Origin of the sequence: Algoriphagus yeomjeoni, from assembly GCF_049821175.1 — a bacterium.
GTDB lineage: Bacteria > Bacteroidota > Bacteroidia > Cytophagales > Cyclobacteriaceae > Algoriphagus > Algoriphagus yeomjeoni_A.
In genome coordinates this window covers 3,873,678-3,894,842 of record NZ_CP187512.1, presented here as the reverse complement: position 1 = coordinate 3,894,842, position 21,165 = coordinate 3,873,678, and the positions used below count along the sequence as shown (strand labels likewise).

17 protein-coding genes are annotated in these 21,165 nt (G+C 40.2%); 15 read left to right on the top strand and 2 right to left on the bottom strand.

The features are described 5' to 3' along the window. Window position 1 precedes the first annotated feature (1 nt). From ACPUEN_RS15715 to ACPUEN_RS15645, 15 genes are all read left to right on the top strand, one after another. Window positions 2–3,715, top strand: a complete 3,714-nt coding sequence (locus ACPUEN_RS15715) for an ATP-binding protein (RefSeq protein WP_425636846.1) — start codon at window positions 2–4, stop codon at window positions 3,713–3,715. After that, a complete protein-coding gene (locus ACPUEN_RS15710) occupies window positions 3,708–4,625 on the top strand; it encodes a sensor histidine kinase (protein ID WP_425636845.1) in 918 nt (305 codons plus the stop codon). Before ACPUEN_RS15715 ends, ACPUEN_RS15710 begins: the two co-directional genes overlap by 8 nt. After that, complete coding sequence (locus tag ACPUEN_RS15705) at window positions 4,622–5,005, top strand: response regulator (RefSeq protein WP_425636844.1); 384 nt, start codon at window positions 4,622–4,624, stop codon at window positions 5,003–5,005. The genes ACPUEN_RS15710 and ACPUEN_RS15705 overlap by 4 nt, the downstream gene beginning before the upstream one ends. Before the next feature lie 11 nt (window positions 5,006–5,016). Beyond that, a complete protein-coding gene (locus ACPUEN_RS15700; protein WP_425636843.1) occupies window positions 5,017–6,057 on the top strand; it encodes an adenylate/guanylate cyclase domain-containing protein in 1,041 nt (346 codons plus the stop codon). 45 nt (window positions 6,058–6,102) lie between these two features. After that, window positions 6,103–7,107, top strand: a complete 1,005-nt coding sequence (locus ACPUEN_RS15695) for a radical SAM/SPASM domain-containing protein (protein ID WP_425636842.1) — start codon at window positions 6,103–6,105, stop codon at window positions 7,105–7,107. Between the two features lie 119 nt (window positions 7,108–7,226). Continuing rightward, the gene (locus tag ACPUEN_RS15690) at window positions 7,227–9,806 is read left to right on the top strand and encodes an SLBB domain-containing protein (RefSeq protein ID WP_425636841.1); all 2,580 of its coding nucleotides are present in this window, start codon (window positions 7,227–7,229) and stop codon (window positions 9,804–9,806) included. Further along, window positions 9,806–10,873: an exopolysaccharide biosynthesis protein gene (locus tag ACPUEN_RS15685; RefSeq protein ID WP_425636840.1), complete on the top strand. Its 1,068-nt coding sequence runs from the start codon at window positions 9,806–9,808 to the stop codon at window positions 10,871–10,873. Before ACPUEN_RS15690 ends, ACPUEN_RS15685 begins: the two co-directional genes overlap by 1 nt. A gap of 13 nt (window positions 10,874–10,886) precedes the next feature. Next, window positions 10,887–12,176 (top strand): oligosaccharide flippase family protein, encoded by a 1,290-nt coding sequence (locus ACPUEN_RS15680; protein WP_425636839.1) that lies wholly within the window; start codon window positions 10,887–10,889, stop codon window positions 12,174–12,176. Next, entirely contained in the window at window positions 12,160–13,095 is a 936-nt protein-coding gene (locus ACPUEN_RS15675) for a glycosyltransferase family 2 protein (RefSeq protein WP_425636838.1), read from the top strand. The genes ACPUEN_RS15680 and ACPUEN_RS15675 overlap by 17 nt, the downstream gene beginning before the upstream one ends. Continuing rightward, window positions 13,086–14,495, top strand: a complete 1,410-nt coding sequence (locus ACPUEN_RS15670) for an O-antigen ligase family protein (protein WP_425636837.1) — start codon at window positions 13,086–13,088, stop codon at window positions 14,493–14,495. Before ACPUEN_RS15675 ends, ACPUEN_RS15670 begins: the two co-directional genes overlap by 10 nt. Before the next feature lie 136 nt (window positions 14,496–14,631). Continuing rightward, window positions 14,632–15,375 (top strand): class I SAM-dependent methyltransferase, encoded by a 744-nt coding sequence (locus ACPUEN_RS15665; protein WP_425636836.1) that lies wholly within the window; start codon window positions 14,632–14,634, stop codon window positions 15,373–15,375. Between the two features lie 84 nt (window positions 15,376–15,459). Next, entirely contained in the window at window positions 15,460–16,578 is a 1,119-nt protein-coding gene (locus ACPUEN_RS15660; protein ID WP_425636835.1) for a glycosyltransferase family 4 protein, read from the top strand. Between the two features lie 15 nt (window positions 16,579–16,593). After that, window positions 16,594–17,742, top strand: a complete 1,149-nt coding sequence (locus ACPUEN_RS15655) for a glycosyltransferase family 4 protein (protein ID WP_425636834.1) — start codon at window positions 16,594–16,596, stop codon at window positions 17,740–17,742. Continuing rightward, complete coding sequence (locus tag ACPUEN_RS15650) at window positions 17,718–18,893, top strand: DUF1972 domain-containing protein (RefSeq protein ID WP_425636833.1); 1,176 nt, start codon at window positions 17,718–17,720, stop codon at window positions 18,891–18,893. Before ACPUEN_RS15655 ends, ACPUEN_RS15650 begins: the two co-directional genes overlap by 25 nt. 81 nt (window positions 18,894–18,974) lie before the next feature. Further along, window positions 18,975–19,385 carry an OsmC family protein gene (locus tag ACPUEN_RS15645; protein ID WP_425636832.1) on the top strand — a complete coding sequence of 137 codons (411 nt, stop codon included), beginning with the start codon at window positions 18,975–18,977 and terminating at the stop codon, window positions 19,383–19,385. Window positions 19,386–19,558: 173 nt separating this feature from the next. On the opposite strand, the gene rlmF is transcribed toward ACPUEN_RS15645, so the two are convergent. Then, window positions 19,559–20,512: a 23S rRNA (adenine(1618)-N(6))-methyltransferase RlmF gene (rlmF, locus tag ACPUEN_RS15640; RefSeq protein WP_425636831.1), complete on the bottom strand. Its 954-nt coding sequence runs from the start codon at window positions 20,510–20,512 to the stop codon at window positions 19,559–19,561. 90 nt (window positions 20,513–20,602) lie between these two features. Continuing rightward, a complete protein-coding gene (locus tag ACPUEN_RS15635; RefSeq protein WP_425636830.1) occupies window positions 20,603–21,079 on the bottom strand; it encodes a CIA30 family protein in 477 nt (158 codons plus the stop codon). Window positions 21,080–21,165: the final 86 nt, after the last annotated feature.

Below are 21,165 nucleotides of genomic sequence, written 5' to 3'. Positions count from 1 at the left end.
TATGAAGAAAAGCTACCATCATATATCAACTTATTTCCTTTTTCTATGCTTGATAGTGATAGTTGCGTCTTGCCAACAAGGAGGTGTGGTTCCCTTTCCTGAAAACCCCTCTGAATATCAGGAGCCAATTGTAAAGCCATTTGAAGTACCCAATGGAAAACCTCTAATTTGGAGTAAGATCCCCTCGGAAAAAGTCCCAGAAGCTATTAATCATACAATAGATTTTGCTAGGCTACCATCGAAACCATTTGATATTCTAGATTTTAAACGGCTAGAATCTCCTCCTTTAGCTTCACCAATTGCTTGGACAGATGAGGAAGAAATAAAGCTAAATCTGGATTCGATTTCAGGCATTTCAATTCCAGTCAAAAAACAGCTTTTGCTAGAGCCTCAAATCACCAAACTGGCATTTCTTTCCAAGTCCGACCTTTCGAACGCAGGCATATTGAGAATAGGTCAAACTGAGGGATTAATTGGTAATAAAGTCTTTGCCGTGGTGACTGATCTCAATGGCATGATTTGGATATCTACAGAAAGAGGGCTTTCTAAATTTACCGGAGATCAATTTGAAAATTACAATGTACTCCCAAGAAATCCTGATGGGCTAATCGACTACATTGTTGACCTAGAGATTGCAAATGATGGAAGTCTGCTGATTTTATCGCAACTGTCCGGCCTTTATGTATTGGATATAAACCACAGCTTGCTGACCAACTATCAGATTGGGACACAATTTATAAGAATAGATGAGGACGAATCTGGATTATTTTGGCTGGGAAATCTAGATACAGGGGTACATTTTCTAGACCCAACTTCTAAGAAGCTTCATGCATTAACATTCCTTAGCAAGCCAAGCATAAGAACTGCAGGCGGGATACATTTGGATAAAGCAAATAATCTTTGGTTTGGTATGACTGGAAAAATCGGAGTATTAAACCCCGAGCGTTCGTCTATCAGATTTATCTCTGCAAACGCAGGAATAGGCTCAGGAAGCTTCTTTTACGAGTTTACCGAGAATGCAACTGGTGAGGTCTGGGCATCCTCACCTGAGGAAAAACCCATTGCTATTTCCTTAAAAGAAAATACGTTTACCAGACTTGGTCCTGAGCAGGGTTATTTTGGGAAGTCCTTGTCTGTCACTTTTGATTTGCATAATCGGGCTTGGATTACGGACAACGATACCATTAGCTTGTACGATCCTGAAATTCAAAAAATCAAAAAAATACATACAGGTGCCAAGTTTAGAGGCAGTAGTTTTCCTTCGGCTACAATGACCGATGCAAAGGGAAATGTTTGGCTAGGAACAGATAATTCGGGGGTGCTCTTGATTAACCCAGAAGGAATGCTCTCTCAGCACTTCAATGCCAACAGTGGTTTAGTGAATGATGAAGTTTGGGGAATACACGAAGGCCCAAATGGGAAGGTTTGGATGGCGACTTATGAAGGAATTAATATTTACGATCCTGAGCAAGAGAAAATATATCTCTTAAAATTCCCAGGCAATGCTAATATAAACAACCATCGATCTGTCTCGAGAATATCAAATCACGAACTTCTATTCGGAAGTTTTGGTGGCTTTACCCTTATTGATTTGAACACGAATATTGCATCGGTATTTGAACTAGATCCAGATGTTGCCAGAATTGCATGGAAATCAATTCGGGATTCAAAGGGAAATATTTTGCTTGGAACTGTGGACGGTGTACTGAAGTTTAGTCCAGACTTTTCCTCTCTGGAAAAAATAGATGAATCTTCGGGCCTAGCGTCTAGACGTGTATGGCTAATAGAAGAAGATAAAAACGGAAGACTTTGGCTCGGAAACGACATAGGAGTAGATATTGTGGATCCGGCCTCTGGGCAGGTCAGCTACCTAAGTGAGCGCACTGGCTTGACCAGTGATTACACTTCTATGATGATCAAAACTCAAAGCGAAGAAATTATAGTTGGAAGTGATGCAGGATTCTCTGTCATTGATTTGACAAGTAATACGATCACAAACTTGACTCCAAAGCAAGGCTTAAACCCTCCAGTGATATACGATATCGTGGAAGTAGGAAATGACTTGCATTTCGGAACTGATAATGGCATTGTAGTAGCCAAACGACCGATCAAAGACAACCCTAATTCTATCTGGCGTTTTTACAATTATGGTAAGCGGGAAGGTTTTCCTTTTAATGATTACAACCAGGCAACAGCAACCTATACTTCCAATGGGAATGTCTGGTGGGGTGCTGCCCCTATCATGTCCGTTAATACACAAGTTCCTAAAATTGACACGCTACAGCCCGCCGTGGTCCTGACTAAAATCAATATCATGGATCAAAATCCTGATTTTCTTGGTACCAATTTTATCAAAAGTTTATTCACTGAGGAAGACACCATCTGGAATACAGATCACACCGAGTTTTATACCAAAAAAGATATCCCAAATGACAGTAGCTACTTGATTCAAAATCAAATTACATGGGACAGTGTCAATTTGGTGAGTAAAATGCCTGTTGGCTTAGTACTGCCTTTTGATCAAAACTCTATGAACTTCTCCTTTATGAATCAGGATGTTATGGGGAGAGATAAAATTGTATATCGATATGTGTTACAAGGAGAAGATGAGAGTTGGTCTGAAATAAGCCCAAGAAGTATCACACAAAATTACTACAATCTCCTTCCCGGTGATTATACCTTTAAAGTGGCTACTCGTGGATTTAATGGAATATGGAGCGAGGAAGCGACTATCAAGTTCACTATTTCTCCGCCCTGGTGGCAGACATGGGTAGCATACTTAGTTTTTGCGTCCATATTAGCAGCATTTATTTATGCCATTGTCCAAGTGCGATCCAAATATCTTCAAAAAGAAAATCGCATTTTGGAAGAACGGGTATCACACAGGACGGCACAGCTCAAGAAGAGTATTGATGATCTGAAAAATGCTCAAAGTCAACTCGTACAATCAGAGAAAATGGCTTCACTGGGCGAGCTAACTGCAGGAATAGCACATGAGATCCAAAACCCGCTGAATTTTGTCAACAACTTCTCAGAGGTCAGTGGTGAACTGCTGGAGGAGATGCGTGAAGAATTGGAAAAAGGTGATCTGGATGAAGCCAAAGCAATCAGTGTAGATATTCAGCAGAATCTGGATAAAATAAATCAACATGGCAAACGCGCTGATGCAATTGTAAAAGCAATGCTTCAGCACAGCAGGATCAGTGGAGGCAATCGAGCGCTGACAGATATCAATGCGCTAGCTGATGAATACCTGCGACTAGCTTATCATGGTTTAAGGGCAAAAGACAAGACTTTTAATTCTTCAATGGACGCTGATTATGATCCTACAGTTGGGAAAATAGAACTGGTTGCTCAGGAATTAGGTAGAGTTTTGCTTAACTTAATAAATAATGCTTTTTACGCAGTGACTGAAAAAAAGAGCGAAAGCAAAGCTGGATTTGAACCCCTAGTCCAAGTATCTACGAAGCGAGTTGGGGATTGGGTAGAAATCAAAATAAAAGACAACGGGAAAGGAATTAATCAGTCAGTAAAGGAAAAGATTTTCCAACCATTTTTCACTACCAAACCTACTGGACAAGGGACAGGCTTAGGTTTATCAATAAGTTACGATATTGTAAAAGCACATGGAGGAAAAATTCTTGTGGAAAGCAAGGAAGGTGAGGGCACGGAGTTTTGTATTCGATTACCGATAGATACCCAAAATTATGGATAAGGTACAAGAAGATTGGATTGAGAAAAATAAGGAGTTAAAACGCCTCTTGGAAATAAGAACGTTGGAGCTGGAGAAATCCCTGAAGGGATATCAGGAGCTTCAAGAGCAATTATTAATACAGGAAAAGCTAGCAAGTCTCGGACAACTATCGGCTGGTATTGCTCATGAGATTAAAAACCCGATCAACTTTATCAACAATTTTTCTGAACTAAGTATAGAGTATGTAGAGGAAATAGTAGAGGAGCTCAAAAACCTAAAGCAAAATGATACGATTGCTGACATTGAAGAATTGTTACAAGATATCAGATCGAATCTTGAAAAGATCCTACAGCACGGTAAGCGGGCTGATAGTATAGTTAAGTCCATGTTGATGCACTCCAGAGGTGGGCAAAGTGAGTTTGTGCAGACTAACTTAAATGGCTTGCTTCAAGAGTTTGTCAACCTAGCTTTTCATGGCATGCGTGCTGGTAAAAACCCAATTAACGTCAGTTTTGAATGGGATTTAGATACAGACATCGGATTGGTATCCATCATCGCAGAAGATTTCAGTCGAGTGATTGTAAACCTTTGTAATAATGCATTTGATGCCATGAGAAGTAAGCTCAACTTACTTTCCGAAGTAGATCAACAACCAACCTATCAGCCAAAACTTATAATTAGGACTAAACAAATAGAGAAAAAAATAATTACTGAGATAGAAGATAATGGCGCAGGAATCCCAGAGCCAATTTTGAATAGAATTTTAGAGCCCTTTTTTACCACAAAAAAAGGAAAGGAAGGTACAGGCTTAGGCTTGTCAATAACACACGATATAGTGAAAGCCCATAAAGGTAGCTTGTCGATTTTATCAAAAGAAGGAGAGTTTACCAGATTTGAAATTACATTACCACCCATATCAACAGCACCATGACAAAAATATTAATAGTCGATGATGAGCGAGACGTAGAATTACTTTTTCGTCAAAAATTTAGAAAGGAAGTTAGAAGTGGACTTTTGGAACTTGCCTTCGCCTTTTCGGGCGACGAGGCGCTGAGGCTACTTGATAGTGAGCACCCACCAGAGGTTGTTTATGTGTTTTCAGACATCAATATGCCAGGCATGACAGGACTAGAATTGTTGGATAGAGTGAAAAGCCAATTTCCCACAATCAATGTCAGTATGATTTCGGCCTATGGAGACACCGAGAACTATAAAAAGGCAATGGAGTCTGGTGCGAAAGAATTTTTCACAAAACCGATTGATTTTGATTCACTTCGTAAAGAAATCGGTAAAGTTATCAACCAAGAGTAGAACATTAAACTATGTCTAAGATACTTGTAGTAGATGATGAGGCAGATTTAGAAGTCCTTATTACCCAGAAATTCAGGCGTAAGATCAGAGCTGGAGAATATGATTTTGTGTTTGCGCTAAATGGTCGGGAAGCATTGGATATTCTAAAAGAACAGCCAGATATCGACATGATTCTGAGTGATATCAATATGCCAGAAATGGACGGATTGACTCTTTTGACCAAAGTGAAGGAGCAAAATCCTCTGCTAAAAGCAGTGATTATTTCTGCCTATGGTGATTTGGAAAATATCCGAACAGCCATGAATCGCGGTGCATTTGACTTCATTACCAAGCCGGTAGATTTTCAGGATTTGGAGATCACCATAGAGAAGACACTTCAGCACATCAATCAGATCAAATCCACCCTTACTGCAATGAGGGAAAATAACATTCTAAAAATGTATGTGGATGAGACCGTTCTCAATTTCATGGTGGGTAAAGAATCTGAAACCTCACTGATGGAAAATGAAACTGTGGAGGCGACGGTAGCTTTTGTGGATTTGTGTGGGTTCACAAAAATCTCAGAAAATGAAGAGCCAAATATCGTGGTGCCTTTACTCAATGAATATTTCGACCTGATGGTCCGGGAAATAATCGAGGAAAAAGGCGCTGTAGACAAATTCATAGGAGATGCGGTGATGGCTGTTTTCAAAGGTCCCGATCAAGTAGCTAGGGCACTAAGAGCTTGCATCGCCATCCGTGATAAAATGAACGCGATGCCTCTGTACTCAGAGAAATCAAACTTTAGTCCTAAAGTATCGATTGGTCTTAATTCCGGTGAAATGGTTTCTGGAAATATCGGTTCCCAGTCGTTGAAACGCCTTGATTATACCGTAATTGGTGATGTAGTGAATGTCGCTGCGAGACTTCAAAATGCAGCCTCTCCTGGTCAAATATTAATCTTGGAAAAGTGTACCAATGAAATCAAAGAGTTGTTCTCCTTTAGAGATTTAGGAGAATTCACACTGAAAAATAAAGCCAAACCAGTATCAGTTTTAGAGGTAGTAAAATAAACTAGCTGAATTGCTTCTTCCTCTATCTATTCTTTACTTAGTCCCGTGAAAAACAACCTCGTCACGGCCGTTTGCTTCTTACGATTTCTGACCTTTCGGAAAACATGGAATTACGCCTTATTGGCTATTTCTTTTCAGATTTCAAGAGTATTTGGTAGACCAATTCTTTGGGGAAAACCTACAACACTTTCAATAGAACCTACTACTAGCTGCAACCTCAGATGCCCAGAATGTCCTTCTGGATTACGTGATTTTTCCCGTCCGACAGGTTTGCTTCAAGAACAACTTTTCAAGAAAACGATTGACGAAGTTCAAGGTCACCTCACTTGGCTACACTTATATTTTCAGGGTGAGCCATTCCTCAACCCCCGCTTTTTGGAAATGGTGGCTTACGCAAATTCCAAGCGAATTTTCACCTCCACCTCCACCAATGCTCACTATTTACAGGAAAAACAAGTAGCTGAAGTTTTAGAAAGTGGTCTAAAGCAATTGATCGTGTCGATGGATGGAATCACGCAGGACATCTATGAAAAATATAGAATTGGAGGAAATTTGGGGAAGGTACAAAATGGAATAAAATTGCTTTTGGCAGAACGAAAAAAATCCCGGCAAAACTTCCCACGCGTGGTGTTACAGTTTCTCGTCACCGGACAGAATGAACACCAACTTCCAGAATTAAAGCGTTGGGCCAAAGAAATGGAGGTTGATGAACTTCAATTAAAAACCACCCAGATCTACGACTTCGAAAATGGCTCCGAGTTGATTCCTTCTGACTTAGGCTATTCAAGATATGTACCTGAGGGAAATGGTAAGTGGAAACTAAAAAAGCGCTTAGAAAACAAATGTTGGCGCATGTGGCAAGGTGCAGTCTCCACTTGGGATGGCAAGATCGTCCCCTGTTGCTTTGATAAAGACGCAAAGTTTGTCATGGGTGAGTTGAAAGCCCAATCCTTGGAATCCATTTGGTCATCCCTACCCTATCATAACTTCAGAAAGCAATTGCTAAGCGATCGATCCCAGATCGAAATATGCCGGAATTGTACGGAGTGAGTATACTCAAGTGAGCATGAGAACTTAGGTTTTTGGAACTATATTTGGTAGAATTAAGAAATTCATGGATTTTTAATCTCCATATTTGTTCTTGATTCACCTGGGACTACCTTTTCTTTATGATTTCAATCAAACGCTTCTCTTACTTTTTCGTATTTCTTGCCTTTCTGGGGCTATCTATTCCTCAAACTTTCGCGCAGGAAACAAGCGACGCAAGCAAAATCAAAGTTGATGAACTTTCTGATGATCAAGTACAGGATTTACTTGACCGGTCAACTAACGCAGGGCTTTCAAAATCGGAGTTTCTGAAGGCGCTTGAAATCCAAGGAATGCCTCCTAGCGAGGTAGCCAAGATGAGAAATCGAATATCTGAAGGCGAAGATGAATCCATCCGCAACACCAAAGTTTCTAAACGCGACGAACGTGTGCAAGTCGACATGGATGAAATAGCCTTAGGAATGTTTCAATTTTCCGATGGCACATTTAAAAAGCCAGATGGGAATGAAATCTTTGGGACATCTCTTTTTTACCAGAGAAATCGACGTTTAAGCTTTGAACCAAGTCTGAATCAGGCTACGCCAAAAAGTTATGTTTTAAGCCCTGGAGACTTGATTTATGTAGATATTTACGGACAATCGGAGCAATATTATGAAGCTACAGTAAATCCAGATGGTTTCGTTCTTTTGGATAATATTGGGCCTGTTTCTGTATCTGGAAAGTCAATAGAAGAAGCTACAGGCATCCTGAAAAATAGAATTGGTAGATATTATACTGGTCTGCTCGGAAGCAATCCCAATACATTTCTTCAAGTGACTCTAGGAAATGTTGGTTCCATAAAAGTGAATATTCTGGGTGAAGTTCGTCTTCCTGGTACTTTTACCCTAAGTGCATTTTCTACTGTCTTCAATGCCTTATATGCTGCTGGTGGACCAAATGAAAATGGCTCCATGCGGAAAATCAAGTTGGTGAGAAATAATAAGCAAATCGCTGAGATAGATGTCTATGATTTATTGATTAATGGCACTGCTAAACTTGACCTCAAGCTTCAAGATCAGGATGTGATCCTAGTGCCTCCCTATGTTTCTCATGTCAAAATCAAAGGAGAAGTAAAGCGCCCGATGATTTTTGAGGCTATGGAAAATGATAATTTCTCTGACCTTTTACGATATGCCGGAGGATTTACAGATCAAGCATTCAAGGACCGAGTGGCCATTTCCAGAATCACAGGAAATCAGCGCTCAGTTTCGGACGTTTATCAGAACCAGTTCGACATGTTTATTCTGAAAGGTGGTGATGAAATTACAGTTCAACGAATCCTAGATCGCTATTCCAACCGAGTTCAAATTAAAGGCGCTGTCTACAGAGAAGGCACTTTTGCATTGGAAGAAGGACTTACTTTGTCCCAACTGGTAAAAAATGCCGAAGGGCTTCGCGGTGATGCGTACACCACCCAGGCGAGTATCCTGCGCACAAAGGAAGACTTAAGTACAGAAATGATTCAGGTAAATCTTAGAGGAGTTCTTGATGGCACAGTCCCAGATGTTCCTTTGAGACGGGAAGATGTGGTAAGAATTGCCAGCATATACGACATCAACAATGAACAATATGTTCAAATTCTTGGCGAGGTCAAAAAGCCTGGCGTTTACCCATATTCTGCGGAGATGAAAGTGGAAGATTTGATTGTGATGGCTGGAGGTTTCCAGGAATCTGCTAATTCCCAAGATATAGAAATTGCCAGAAGACTGGAAGATTCAGACTTAGGTACATTAGCTGATATCATTCCGACTCAAGTAGATCCTAATTTGGGCTACAACCCAAACTCTCCTTCCCTTGTACCTTTTGACCAGGTAATCGTACGGAAAAGAGCCAGCTTCACCATGCAGAAATTAACTGCGGTAGAAGGTCAAGTGAATTCACCTGGGATTTTTGCAATTCAAAGTAGTGGAGAACGAATCTCTGATTTGATCAAAAGAGCGGGCGGGCTTAATCAATTTGCTTATGCCAAAGGCGCTACTTTAATCCGCAGAACTGAGTTTTTCAATACAGAATCAGAACAAATTCGCCGTCAGCGAAATTTGGAAGGCTTGAAAATGAAACTTGCCGAAGATCCAAGCAATTCCGAGGCACAGGCAGAATTACTTCAACGTTTATTGACAGAATCTCCAAGTGCTGAGTCTCCGGTAGATAATCAATTGGCCCAAAGTAAAAAGGAGTCTCTGGATCAGATTGCTTCTGAAACTCCAGGATTTGCAGTGAAACTAAAAGAAACCGAAGCCGTCGCTATTGATTTGGAAGAAATACTGAGGAATCCAGGCTCCGAAGACGATTTGCTAATTGAAGAAGGAGATATTTTATCTGTTCCCAAATTGTTCCAAACAGTAAGAATGCGAGGAGATGTGGTCTATCCAACTACCCTTCGCCATGAGTCAGGCAGAAGTTTGAAACACTACATCAACGGTGCGGGAGGTTTTGAGCGTCGTGCAAATAGAAAGCAAACGTACGTGGTCTATGCCAACGGTGCAGTAAAAAGAACCAAAGGCTTTTTAGGAATTAGGAATTATCCACCTGTAGAACCTGGAGCAGAAGTCATCGTCCCTACCAAAGGTCCAAAAGTGCCACTTAGACTTGGAGAAATTGTGGGAATTACCACTGGCTTAGCTACGCTTGGATTAGTCATTTCACAAATCAACTGGCAGTAATGGCGGGATCAAAGCACTTTACAGATAACCAATTCACAATCAAAGAAGTCATCCAAAACTTCTCCAGTTGGATTAACTATTTTCTTTCCCAATGGAAGATTTTACTCTTGGCTAGTTTGCTCGGAATAGGTCTTGGAGCACTTGTTTCAATTTTTAAAAAGCCAGTTTTCATTGCGACCACTTCCTTTGTATTGGAAGATGGCGACTCAGGAGGAATGGGTAGTATGTCTGGATTAGCTTCTTTAGTAGGCGTCAATCTAGGTTCTATGGGTGGGACTAGTGGCCTTTTCCAAGGTGACAACATCATGGAGCTTTATCGTTCTGAGCGAATGCTTGATGAAGCTTTATTAAGTCCTTTTGACGAAAACCAACTGCTAATTGATCGATTTATAGCTTTTGAAAAACTAGATAAAAAATGGGCTTCCAAAGTGGATATAGCATCAATGGACTTTTCCATTCCCAGAGAAAGTTTCCCTGTAGCTCAGGATTCAGTAGTCAAAGAAGTTGCTCAACTGGTTCGGGAAAAACAGCTTTCTGTAGCCAAACCAGACCGAAAACTTACCATTATACAAGTTTCTGTTTCTTCCAAAGATGAGGCCTATGCCAAGGTATTTAATGAACGCTTGGTGGAAAACGTGAATGAATTTTACAGGGAAACAAAGACTAAAAAGACCAGTGAAAATCTGGCAATTCTTCAGTCTCAAGCAGATAGTGTTCGCAAAATTTTGGACGAAAGCATAGGAGCTTTTGCCACAGCCACTGACCGTGTACCTAATGCCAACCCGCTACTTTCGTCAGCAACTATAGAAACGAAAAAGCGGCAGATTGATGTGCAGGCAACTGGTGCTGTGTATGAAGAAGTAGTAAAAAACTTAGAGATCGCCAAGGTCAACCATCGGAACAATTCCCCATTGATTCAAATCATCGATTCTCCGAGATTTCCATTGGAAAGGTCCGAGATTCGTCTGGTAAAAGGTATGGTTTATGGATGCTTGATCCTTGGAATAATTGCTGTCATGTGGCTTTATTTCCTACGATTATATCAGAAGCATGTGCAGGAAAGCTAAACGGTAAGCTGGCATGCTAGAAAAACTGGGACTCATTCCTATCGGCGAAATCATCAAGAGTAAATCAATTCAGAATTTTCTCTTTCTGGCTATAATTCAATCCTCCAACATTTTGATCACCATCATATCCATGCCGCTGCTGATTCAGGGTATTGGAGTAGATCAATTTGGTTTGGTTAATCTTGCGCTCTCAATTATCATCCTACTCAATATTATGGTGGGGTTCGGCTACAACTTAAGCGCACCTCGCGCTGTCGCAGTAAATCAAACTGATAAGACGGCACTTTCCCACCTAGTTTCCAACATTTTTTCCGCTAAATTTCTACTTGCTGTTTTTGCTACGCTGTTGGTTTTGGTAGGAATATTTGGGCTAAACCTTTTCAAAGGATACCAAATTATCCTCCTTTACTCAGTCTTGCTGCTATTTTCTGAGGCGACCTTACCATTGTGGTTTTTTCAGGGTATGGAAAAAATGAAGCTTATCAGCATAGCGAATATTTTGAGCAAGCTAGTTTTCCTAATGGGGATTGTGCTATTTATCCACAAGCCAGACCAGAGCAAATGGGTGAATTTTATGATGGGATTTTCAGGCCTACTAATCAATTTGTTCATACTTGGCTACATTCACAGTTCCCTTCAAATCAGATTCTATAGACCCCAGTTTTCAGCAATCTGGACTAGTTTGAAGGAAAATATTTTATTGTTTTTCAGCAATCTTACGGGTTACATCTCAATAAATGGGGGATTGATAATTTTCAGTTTTTTTACGGGAGCAGAAACATTGGGAATGTTCAGTCTAGCGGAGCGGGTGGTGATGGTTTTAAGACTTTTCCCAGCAATTATTATTCAGGCAATATTCCCCAATGCTTCCAAACTATTTAAAAAAGATGAGCAATCCTTTTACCGATTTTTAAAGATAGTGTACATCAGAGTATTATTCGGAGGAGCATTCATCGCAACATCAGCATATTTCTCAGCTCCTTGGATTATTCGTGTACTTTCACGGTCAGAACTTAGTGAATCGGTGCTGTATTTACAGCTCCTATCACCTTTGTTGTTTCTATCGTGTTTGAACATTCCGAACATCACGATCCTGCTAGTAGCAGATCTTAAGCAACTGCTCTTCAAAGCAAGTTGGATGATGTGCCTGTATATGATTATAGTTGCTTCTATTCTGACCTATTTTTTTGGAGGAGTAGGACTTTGTTTCGCTATTTTATCCACAGAAATTGTAGCCTATATTATAAGCATGCTGCTTTTACGCACTGAAAAACCTGATTTGTTCCATGGCTTTTACTCCTGATCCATCTGTTGCGATTATACTGGTAAACTGGAATGGGTATGCTTTTACAACTGAATGCCTGAAGTCCTTACGATTGCTAGATTATCCGGACTTCAAGATCATTGTAGTAGATAATGGGTCTGAAAACCAGGAAGGGGATAAACTGAAATATGAATTTCCTGAAATAGACCTCATTGAAACCAATTCTAACTTAGGGTTCGCTGGTGGAAATAACGTAGGTATCAAGAAGGCTTTGAAAGATGGCTACTCTTATGTAATGTTACTGAATAACGACACTGAAGTTGCTCCTGATTTTCTTGGCCAAATGATTCGAAAATTTTATGGAAACACATCTCTAGGTGTAGTGCAACCTCTAATTTTCTTTCTTCATGATCGGACAAAAATATGGAGTGCAGGAGGAAAATGGAATCAATTATTTTGCAGGTCAATCACTCAAGGAGACAGAAAGCACAATACGCAGTATCAAGCGAAAGATAGAGAACTGGATTGGGCGACAGGTTGCTGCATGCTCATTTCGCGAAAGGCTTTATTGGAAACTGGTCTGCTCAATGAGTCCTATTTTACCTATTTCGAGGACGTAGAGTGGTCTCTACGCTTTAGAGAAAAAGGCTATACAATTGAATTGGCAGCAGATGCCATGATCTATCATGAGGCCGGGGCCTCATCCAAGAAAAAACATGCTGAAGGAACTTTAAGCGCTACTGTATTTTATTACCATGTGCGTAATCAGTTTTACCTTGTTCGTTCACATGCAAAAGGTCCTCAGATTCCCTTGGCTGCCTCTTACCATCTTACCAGATTTGTACTATGGATGGGTTATTTTTGTGCTAGGGGGAGGTTCAATAAGCTGAAAGCGGTGGCTCGAGGAATCAAAGATGGCTTGAAATCACCCCTACAAAATGTAGAATTATGGGGCTGATATTTTTCATTATAATCGCATTTGCAGTAGCTGCCGGCTTTCTCTGGACGCTTCAGGAAATGATATTCAATGGAAAATGGAGCTATTTTATCTTCTTTCTAGCTGCTTTTTTGCCATTTTATATTACGACACTCAGTGTAACATTTTTGGTGACCAGGTCTCCAATTATCGTAAGTTTATTCCAGGTCAGTAAGGAAATAATCGTACTTACGGCTGGGTTAATCTTTGTGATTTATCAAAAGAAAATCTTCAGCTATCCCTTACGAATGCAAGCCACAGATTGGTATTTGTTAGCCTTTATGGGTTTGGCAATTATCTTTCTCATCCTACCAATTGGCCAGTCAAGCTTTATGAATAAGGCACTCTATTTCAAGAGTATGTTCATCCCTAGTTTGATCTACTTACTGGGCAGAAATACACAGTTTGGCGAAATCGAATTGAAGCGATTATTTCAGATAATTTTTATCATCGCTATCAGTGCATTTCTGATGAATCTGGTGGAAAACTACCTTCTGAACGCACACTTGCAGCAGTTTACCGGCTATGCCCTTTTCAACGCAGAGATCAATAATATAGAGCCTCAGGGAAATTATAACCTGACTTGGACATTCGAAACCACCAATGCGATGAAGCGACTGGGAAGTTTCTTTTCCGATCCCTTGGAGCTGGCTAGCTCAGTATTGATGGGATTTGCAGCTGGGTTGATTTGGTTTTTGACTTCTGAGAGGCCACATCAATGGAAATATTTAGTAGTGATGCTGTGTTGTATTGGAAGCCTTGTATTTGCTTCTTCCCGAGCATCTTTTGCAGCATTTTTCCTGATGATATTTTTCGTTGCATTAGTGTTTAAACTATACAAGTTGATTGGGCTTGGTTTCTTGACTTTACTTCTTTTTGTGGCATACGTACTCTTTTTTGCCTCTGAGGATTTTTACTACTATGTGGTAGATACGCTGACGATGGCCGACACTTCCAGTATAGGTCATGTGGTAGAGTGGGTGATGGCACTTGAGTCCATGGTTTCAAATCCTTTTGGAATTGGGCTGGCAATGAGTGGTAACTTTGGCAGTGTGAATGAAGAGCTACGTGTAGGAGGTGAAAATCAGTTTCTGATTTATGGTGTACAGCTAGGTTGGGCTGGAATGCTCCTATACATAGCGACACTATTCTCTGGAATCTGGACTTCAATCAGGGTTTTTAAAAATTCCGACAATCTGAATTTGGCTCGAATGGCTTTTGTCGCAGGTACAGTTAAAGTAGGACTATTGCTTCCATTGTTTACGGCCAATGTGGAAATCTATACTTATGTATCTTGGGTTTCTTGGTGGATGGTAGGTCTGAGTGTACAGGAGTATTCTCGGATAAAATTGGAGACCAATAGAAACGAAATAGTAATTTAATTGTATGATTTTATATAGAAACTGTCCGATTTGTGGATCAAATAGTCTTAAGGGATACGCAATAGACACGTATCGAAAAGGGCCCCATATCTCGAGAGTTCAGTGTTTGAATTGCGAGTTAGTATTTGCAAATCCTATGGCAGATAGTCAAGAATTAGCTGATTATTACACCAACTATTATGATAAGGATCATTATGAGGCATTTGACTATAAAAATCTAATAATGAGTCACTTTCAAAGGATTGCTGGCCTGAGAGAAGAAGAAATAAAGAAAGAAGCTAAATTTTTAACGAGACTTGAAAGTGGAGCAAAGTTTTTGGATGTGGGATGTGGACTCGGTTTGGGACTGGCTTATGCAAATCAGCTGAAATGTGAATTATATGCCACCGAATTTGATACGGGAGCTTTAGAATTTGTGAAAAGTAATTTCCCTGTGGAAACTTTCCAGGGTGATATCTGGGAAGCGAAATATTCTGATTCCTTTTTTGATTTTATCCATATTTCACATGTAATAGAGCATGTGCTAGATCCGAAAGCCTATATCGCGGAGATGAAGCGGATAGTAAAGCCTGGGGGATTTATTGCAATTGGAACACCAAATATGTCGAGTAACTTGTATCGCTTTCATCGCTGGTCGAAAATGATAAAGATGAATGTGCCAGACGTGATTGACGGTCTAGAGCATACTTTTATTTTCCCCAAGAAATTACTTCGCAACATTTGTGAAGAGCAAGAGCTGAAGATAGATGATCATTATACACACAATTTAGGAGAGAAATTCAGCAACTTAGTTCGCTATAAGATGCCAGTCAGTAAAAAGCTTAATAGGCTAATTCAGAATGTTTTTCAGGTGAATCAGTGGCTTATCTGTAAAAAATAAAAAATTCAAATTGATCTGATTTCAAGATATCCATCTCTGGAATGGTAATTGGTTCTTTTGAAACACGCTTGAAACCACATATTAATGAAAGTCCTTCTCGATCTTCAATACCTCAATGTCGCCACCACTGGCATCAAAACCTACATGATGGAACTGGCTCAAGCGGCAGTGGCTCATCCACACCCGGACATCGAGTGGGTTTTTTCACACGATCCCGAAAAACAAAGTGCAGACCAGACCTTCAAAGGTCCACAGACTAAAATTCAGCGCTTGAATTACCACATGGATTACTTTCGCTGGAAAGAGTTTCAACTTCCTGACCTAATCAAAAAGCATAAGCCAGATGTGCTGATTTGCCCAGATTTCGTTTCCCCAGTTGCATCTTTACCTTGCAGAAGATTAACTGTGATCCACGATGCTTTTTTCTGGCAAATGCCTCAGAACTATCCAAAATGGTGGAGAACTTACTTTTTGAGCTTGATAAGAAAAGGGTTAAAAGAAGATACAGAGATCATTACTACTACTGAATACTCCCGTAAATCCCTCTACAAATACTTAAAAAAAATATACCCGATGACAGTCATTCATCAGGCACCTAAAAAGTTGGCCAATGGGGTAGATCCTTCATTTTTGGAAAATCACGACTTACAGAGCCAACAATATTTTTTACATATTGGCACCTTTGACAAAAGAAAAAATCTGCCTCTCCTTGTCCGCTCATATGCCGATTTTCTCAAAAAGACCAACTCCAATTTCAAATTGGTATTAGCTGGTGGCGCAGGTCAAAGTTCACAGATGAATGATAAGCCAATTATAGACGAACTAGTTGCGGAGCTTGGGCTTCAGGAAAAAGTAATTGCACCAGGCTATGTCAGCGATGCCCAAGTCAGATCCTTGTATGAAAATGGGTTTGCCTATATTTTCCCTTCGGAAAACGAAGGATTTGGCATTCCTATCGTAGAAGCAATGACCTTTGGACTGCCTGTAATCCATTCGGATCAGCCAGCTTTGATGGAAGTTGCAGGCGGGGCAGGCCTTACTGTGACAACAGGAGATCAGCAAGATTTGACTGAAAAAATGATACTTTTGATTAGCGAAAATAGCCGGGTTGCGACTATGATTAAAAAAGGCAAAGAGCAATCCAAGAAATTTTCTGCTCAGAAATTTATTGAAGGATTTCAAAATGTAATCCTTAAAAATTAGCAACCGATTTTTCAATTGACAGTACTTTTCCTCAATAGTTCCTCAGACCGATATGGCTCTTCCAGAATTCTGATAGAAGTAGTAAAAGTTTATAAAAGTGCTGGGCTAAAAGCAGTGGTTGTGCTGCCTGAACCAGGTCCGTTGCAACAAGACCTTTTGGAGTTGGGTGCTATTGTTCATATTCAAAACCTCGGAATTTTACGCAGGAAGTATGTGACTATTTCTGGTCTTGTGAATAGGCTAATCATGAACTATAAAGCCTATATATTTTTAAGTCAGCTCCACCGTGAGTTCAATTTCGACCTAGTCTATTCCAACACCTTAGCCGTCGTTGTCGGCGCACATTGGGCTAGGACAAACGACATACCTCATACCTGGCACATTCATGAAATCCTTTTGGGCCCTGCTCCTTTGGTAGGTCTATTGAGAAGATTGTTAGATCGTACTACTCCCTCACCCATCGTAGTATCAAATGCGGTGAAAAATCATTGGGAGGAGAAGTTAAGCGTATCCAAACCAACAGTTATCCACAATGGAATTCCCTACTCAGATTTTCTTGAAAAACCTGAAATACTGCCTCAAGAGCTAGGAATAGCCGATGATCACCTAATCATCACTATGGTGGGCAGGATTAACCCTGGTAAAGGACAGCTTTTCTTTTTAGAAATGGCAAAGAGGATAGTAAGTTCTTATCCACATTGCCACTTTCTTTTAGTTGGAGATCCATACCCTGGATATGAGAATTTGGAGGTGCAAATGAAGCATTTTATCAATGAGCATAGGCTGGAAAATCATGTAACCAATCTTGGCTTTAGAGAAGATATAGGCTCCATCCTAAAGACAACAGATATTTTTGTATTGCCTTCAATATTACCAGATTCCTTTCCTACAGTTATTTTAGAAGCCATGGCAGCAGCCTGTCCAGTCATTGCTACCCAGTCCGGTGGAGCTTCGGAAATGGTATTGGAAGGCGAAACAGGATACTTAATCCCAATTTACGATCTAGACAGGGCAGTAAGTGCGTTAATTAGTTTAATTTTGGACCAAGAACTTAGAGTGAAATTTGGGAATTCCGGTAGAGATCGCGTGTTGAAAGAATTCAGTTTGGAAAGTTTTAGAGAAAACATTGAGAACCATTTATGGCAACAGCTAAGAAAAAATTGAAAATAGCCATAATGGGTGCAAAGGGATACCCTTACGTATATGGGGGGTATGATACCATGGTCAAAGAACTCGGAGAGCGACTCGTTGCCAGAGGAGTTCATGTACGGGTATATAATCACAAAGCCCTTTTTCAAGAAAAACCCAAATATGTGAATGGCATAGAATGCATTTACATAGGAGCCATTGAGTCAAAAATAGGCACCCAACTTTCGCATACCTTCTTTTCCATGATGCATGCCTGTTTTTCGGATGTTGATGTGATTTTTGTTGTCAACAGTGCAAATGGACCTATTGGTTGGTTTTCCAGACTATTTAGAAAAAAAACAGTGATCAATGTTGATGGTCTGGAATGGCTTAGACCAAAGTGGAAAGGAATGGGCTCCAAGTATTTCTTCTGGGCATCTAAAATGGCCACAAAATATTACGATCAACTGATCAATGATTCGGATGAAATGCAGCGCGTTTACAAGGAATTGTTCAATGCTGATTCCAAAGTCATCGCTTATGGTGCAAATCCTCGTGCGGATGTAGCTGCCGATCCCATTGAAAAATGGGGAATTGAGCCGCAGGATTATTTTTTGATAGTAGGCCGACTTATCCCGGACAACAATGCCGATCTGATTATTGAAGGTTTTTTAAAATCTGACTCCAAACGGAAGCTGGTTATAGTTGGCGACGTACCATTTAATGACGAATATGCCAATGAGCTAAAAAACATAGCCGACGAAAGACTCTTGTTTTTGGGATATATCACCGATCAAAATGAATTAGCAGCATGGTATTCTCATTGCTACGCCTATTTCCATGGTCACGAATTCGGTGGTACGAATCCAGCAATGCTGAAAGCACTTGGTTTTGGCTGCGCTATATTAGCCTTGGATACCCCATTCAATCAGGAAATGCTTCAAAATGGAAAGCATGGCTGGTATTTCAAAAAGTCAACAGCATCAGTCCAGGACATCGTGGAAGCAGCGGAAAGCAGTAAAGAAAGAATGGCATATTTCCGAAGTACTGCGAGAGAAGGACTGATTCAGCGATACAATTGGGACTATGTCACGGATCAGTATTTAGAGGTATTTCAGAATTTGGCAGGAAAAAAAGTATCAATAAATCCACCGGTGAAGTCAAAACTGAAACAAGTGGAAAGTTGAGGTTTCCTACCTCTAGATGAACTTTTACGCACATATTTCCCTTTAACTACTATAACTTTTAACCCTAAAATCTTTTAGACTATGATCAGAAAAGCAACTGCCGTATGGCAAGGAACAGGTAAAGATGGCAAAGGTACTTTGAGTACGCCAAGTTCTGTTTTAGACAAAACACAATACTCGTTTGGATCCAGATTCGAAAGTGGAGTAGGAACAAATCCTGAAGAATTGATCGCAGCGGCACATTCTGGATGTTTCGCTATGAAATTGAGCTTCAACTTACAGGAAGCAGGCTTCACAGCTGAAGAATTAGATGTGACGGCGAATATAACCTTTGAAGAAGGAACACTGAAAAAATCACATTTGGTGCTTAAAGCAAAAGTTGATGGAATCGCTCAGGATAAATTCGATGAGCTAGTGAAAGACGCCGAGGAAAACTGCCCAATATCCAGGGTTTTGGATTTGGAGATCAGTGTGGAAAGTACGTTGAATTAAGAGCCTAGAGTCAGGAGGCGAGAGCCAAGAAGCTAGAATCAAGATTTTGGTATCAAGTATCAAGATTTAAGACATAAGAACGGCGCTTTGATTCAATTCAAAGCGCCGTTTTTATTACCCTAATTTCAAATTTTATTCCCCGCCACTGTTCGTGTCTCACGAACAGTAAATTATTAAATCCATTTTCTCTTCCTCCAGTTTTCCTGTTGCTCCGGATTCTGAAAAGTCCAAGCGATGAATCTACTTTTCTTATTGCCCTGAGTCATCTCAATAACTTTTCGATCAGAAACTCTTGCTTTTTTAAGTGCCAAAATAAGCTCTCTCACATGCTCTTCTTTAGAGACAATAGTCGTGAACCAATAGCAGTTGTATTTGAAAGTCACGCTTTCCCGAATCATCTTTTGGATGAAAGCTGACTCTCCACCCTCACACCATAGCTCATTGTTTGTCCCCCCAAAATTCAAAGTGACTTTCTTACCTACTTTACCTTTCAGATTTTTTACTTTTCTGGTACTAGCCGCTTCAGCAGCAGCTTGGGATTCATGAAAAGGAGGATTACAGATTACCAAGTCAAAAACATCATCAGATTTGATTATCCCAGTGAGAATTTCCTTCGGGTTTTCCTGAAGCCTTAGGGTTATTTTTCCTCGAAACTGGGGATTTGCATACAAATTCTCCTGTGCAGAATCCAAGGCTTTTTCGTCTATCTCTGAGCCTATGAAGTTCCAATCGTAGATGGAATTTCCGAGTATGGGATAGATGCAATTTGCACCTGTACCAATGTCCAATACGTTGATTTTATCACCCTCTGGCAATTTTATTCCATTACTATCAGCAAGCAAATCAGCCAAATAATGAAGGTAATCCGCTCGCCCAGGGATGGGTGGACAAAGATATCCATCAGGAATATTCCACTCGGAAATTTTGTAAAAATGCTTTAATAAGGCTCGATTGAGTTCTTTGACCGCATTTGGGTCGGCGAAATCTATGCTGAGGTCTCCGTATTTATTTTCTGACACAAACTTGCCTAAATCAGGCTGACTGCCAATTAAGCTGGGAAAATCGAAACGCTCCCGATGGGCATTGCGGGGATGAAGGGCAGTTTTGGTGGTGTTATTCTCTTTCACATCATTTCAATCTAGCACAAAGATAATTACCTATACCGAATGACGATTTAATTATCCCAATTGCCTGACTAATATTTGAAAATACCGCCCTCAAATTAGCTCGATTGACTCTATCTCTAGGCGAAAAGTTTGAGCCTTTTTATTACCAATCAAAAATGCTATCTCTTCAATATTTGCTTGATTAAAGTTGGGAATGGAAAGATTTCTTCCTCGAAAAGCTGGATACATAGCTGAAAGCTTGATTTCTATGGTTTGCCAATCCCCAGACGTCTGGAAATCCCCGATATAGGAATGACGGTCATTTGTATCTGCTTTTACTCGAAACTGGTAGCTGCTCCCATCCCCTTTCAACTTGATTCTAATGGATTTTCTACCTTGAACTTGAAAAGTAGCGCTATACCGGACAGATGAAAAACCCCCGTTATTTTCTAAGGATACTGATCCTTCAAACACCCCATTTCCTTCCACATTTATACGGAAAGAGCCATCTGACCTGCCGCCCATCACCACATCATCAACAATTCTCCAATCAGAAGCCGAGGAATTTTTGTCAAACTGATAGAGCATAAGGGAAAAAGAAAATAGAGTTAATAAAAGAGTAGCTTTCACATTTATAAAAGCTGTGAGAAACAAAATTGTTTATAGTCTTGGGT

Excerpts from the sequence above, each read along its gene's own strand:
- ACPUEN_RS15715 (WP_425636846.1), top strand. The coding sequence starts at position 2 with ATGAAGAAAAGCTACCATCATATATCAACTTATTTCCTTTTTCTATGC.
- ACPUEN_RS15710 (WP_425636845.1), top strand. The coding sequence starts at position 3,708 with ATGGATAAGGTACAAGAAGATTGGATTGAGAAAAATAAGGAGTTAAAA.
- ACPUEN_RS15705 (WP_425636844.1), top strand. The coding sequence starts at position 4,622 with ATGACAAAAATATTAATAGTCGATGATGAGCGAGACGTAGAATTACTT.
- ACPUEN_RS15700 (WP_425636843.1), top strand. The coding sequence starts at position 5,017 with ATGTCTAAGATACTTGTAGTAGATGATGAGGCAGATTTAGAAGTCCTT.
- ACPUEN_RS15690 (WP_425636841.1), top strand. The coding sequence starts at position 7,227 with ATGATTTCAATCAAACGCTTCTCTTACTTTTTCGTATTTCTTGCCTTT.
- ACPUEN_RS15685 (WP_425636840.1), top strand. The coding sequence starts at position 9,806 with ATGGCGGGATCAAAGCACTTTACAGATAACCAATTCACAATCAAAGAA.
- ACPUEN_RS15680 (WP_425636839.1), top strand. The coding sequence starts at position 10,887 with ATGCTAGAAAAACTGGGACTCATTCCTATCGGCGAAATCATCAAGAGT.
- ACPUEN_RS15675 (WP_425636838.1), top strand. The coding sequence starts at position 12,160 with ATGGCTTTTACTCCTGATCCATCTGTTGCGATTATACTGGTAAACTGG.
- ACPUEN_RS15670 (WP_425636837.1), top strand. The coding sequence starts at position 13,086 with ATGGGGCTGATATTTTTCATTATAATCGCATTTGCAGTAGCTGCCGGC.
- ACPUEN_RS15665 (WP_425636836.1), top strand. The coding sequence starts at position 14,632 with ATGGCAGATAGTCAAGAATTAGCTGATTATTACACCAACTATTATGAT.
- ACPUEN_RS15660 (WP_425636835.1), top strand. The coding sequence starts at position 15,460 with ATGAAAGTCCTTCTCGATCTTCAATACCTCAATGTCGCCACCACTGGC.
- ACPUEN_RS15650 (WP_425636833.1), top strand. The coding sequence starts at position 17,718 with ATGGCAACAGCTAAGAAAAAATTGAAAATAGCCATAATGGGTGCAAAG.
- ACPUEN_RS15645 (WP_425636832.1), top strand. The coding sequence starts at position 18,975 with ATGATCAGAAAAGCAACTGCCGTATGGCAAGGAACAGGTAAAGATGGC.
- ACPUEN_RS15635 (WP_425636830.1), bottom strand. The coding sequence starts at position 21,079 with ATGCTCTATCAGTTTGACAAAAATTCCTCGGCTTCTGATTGGAGAATT.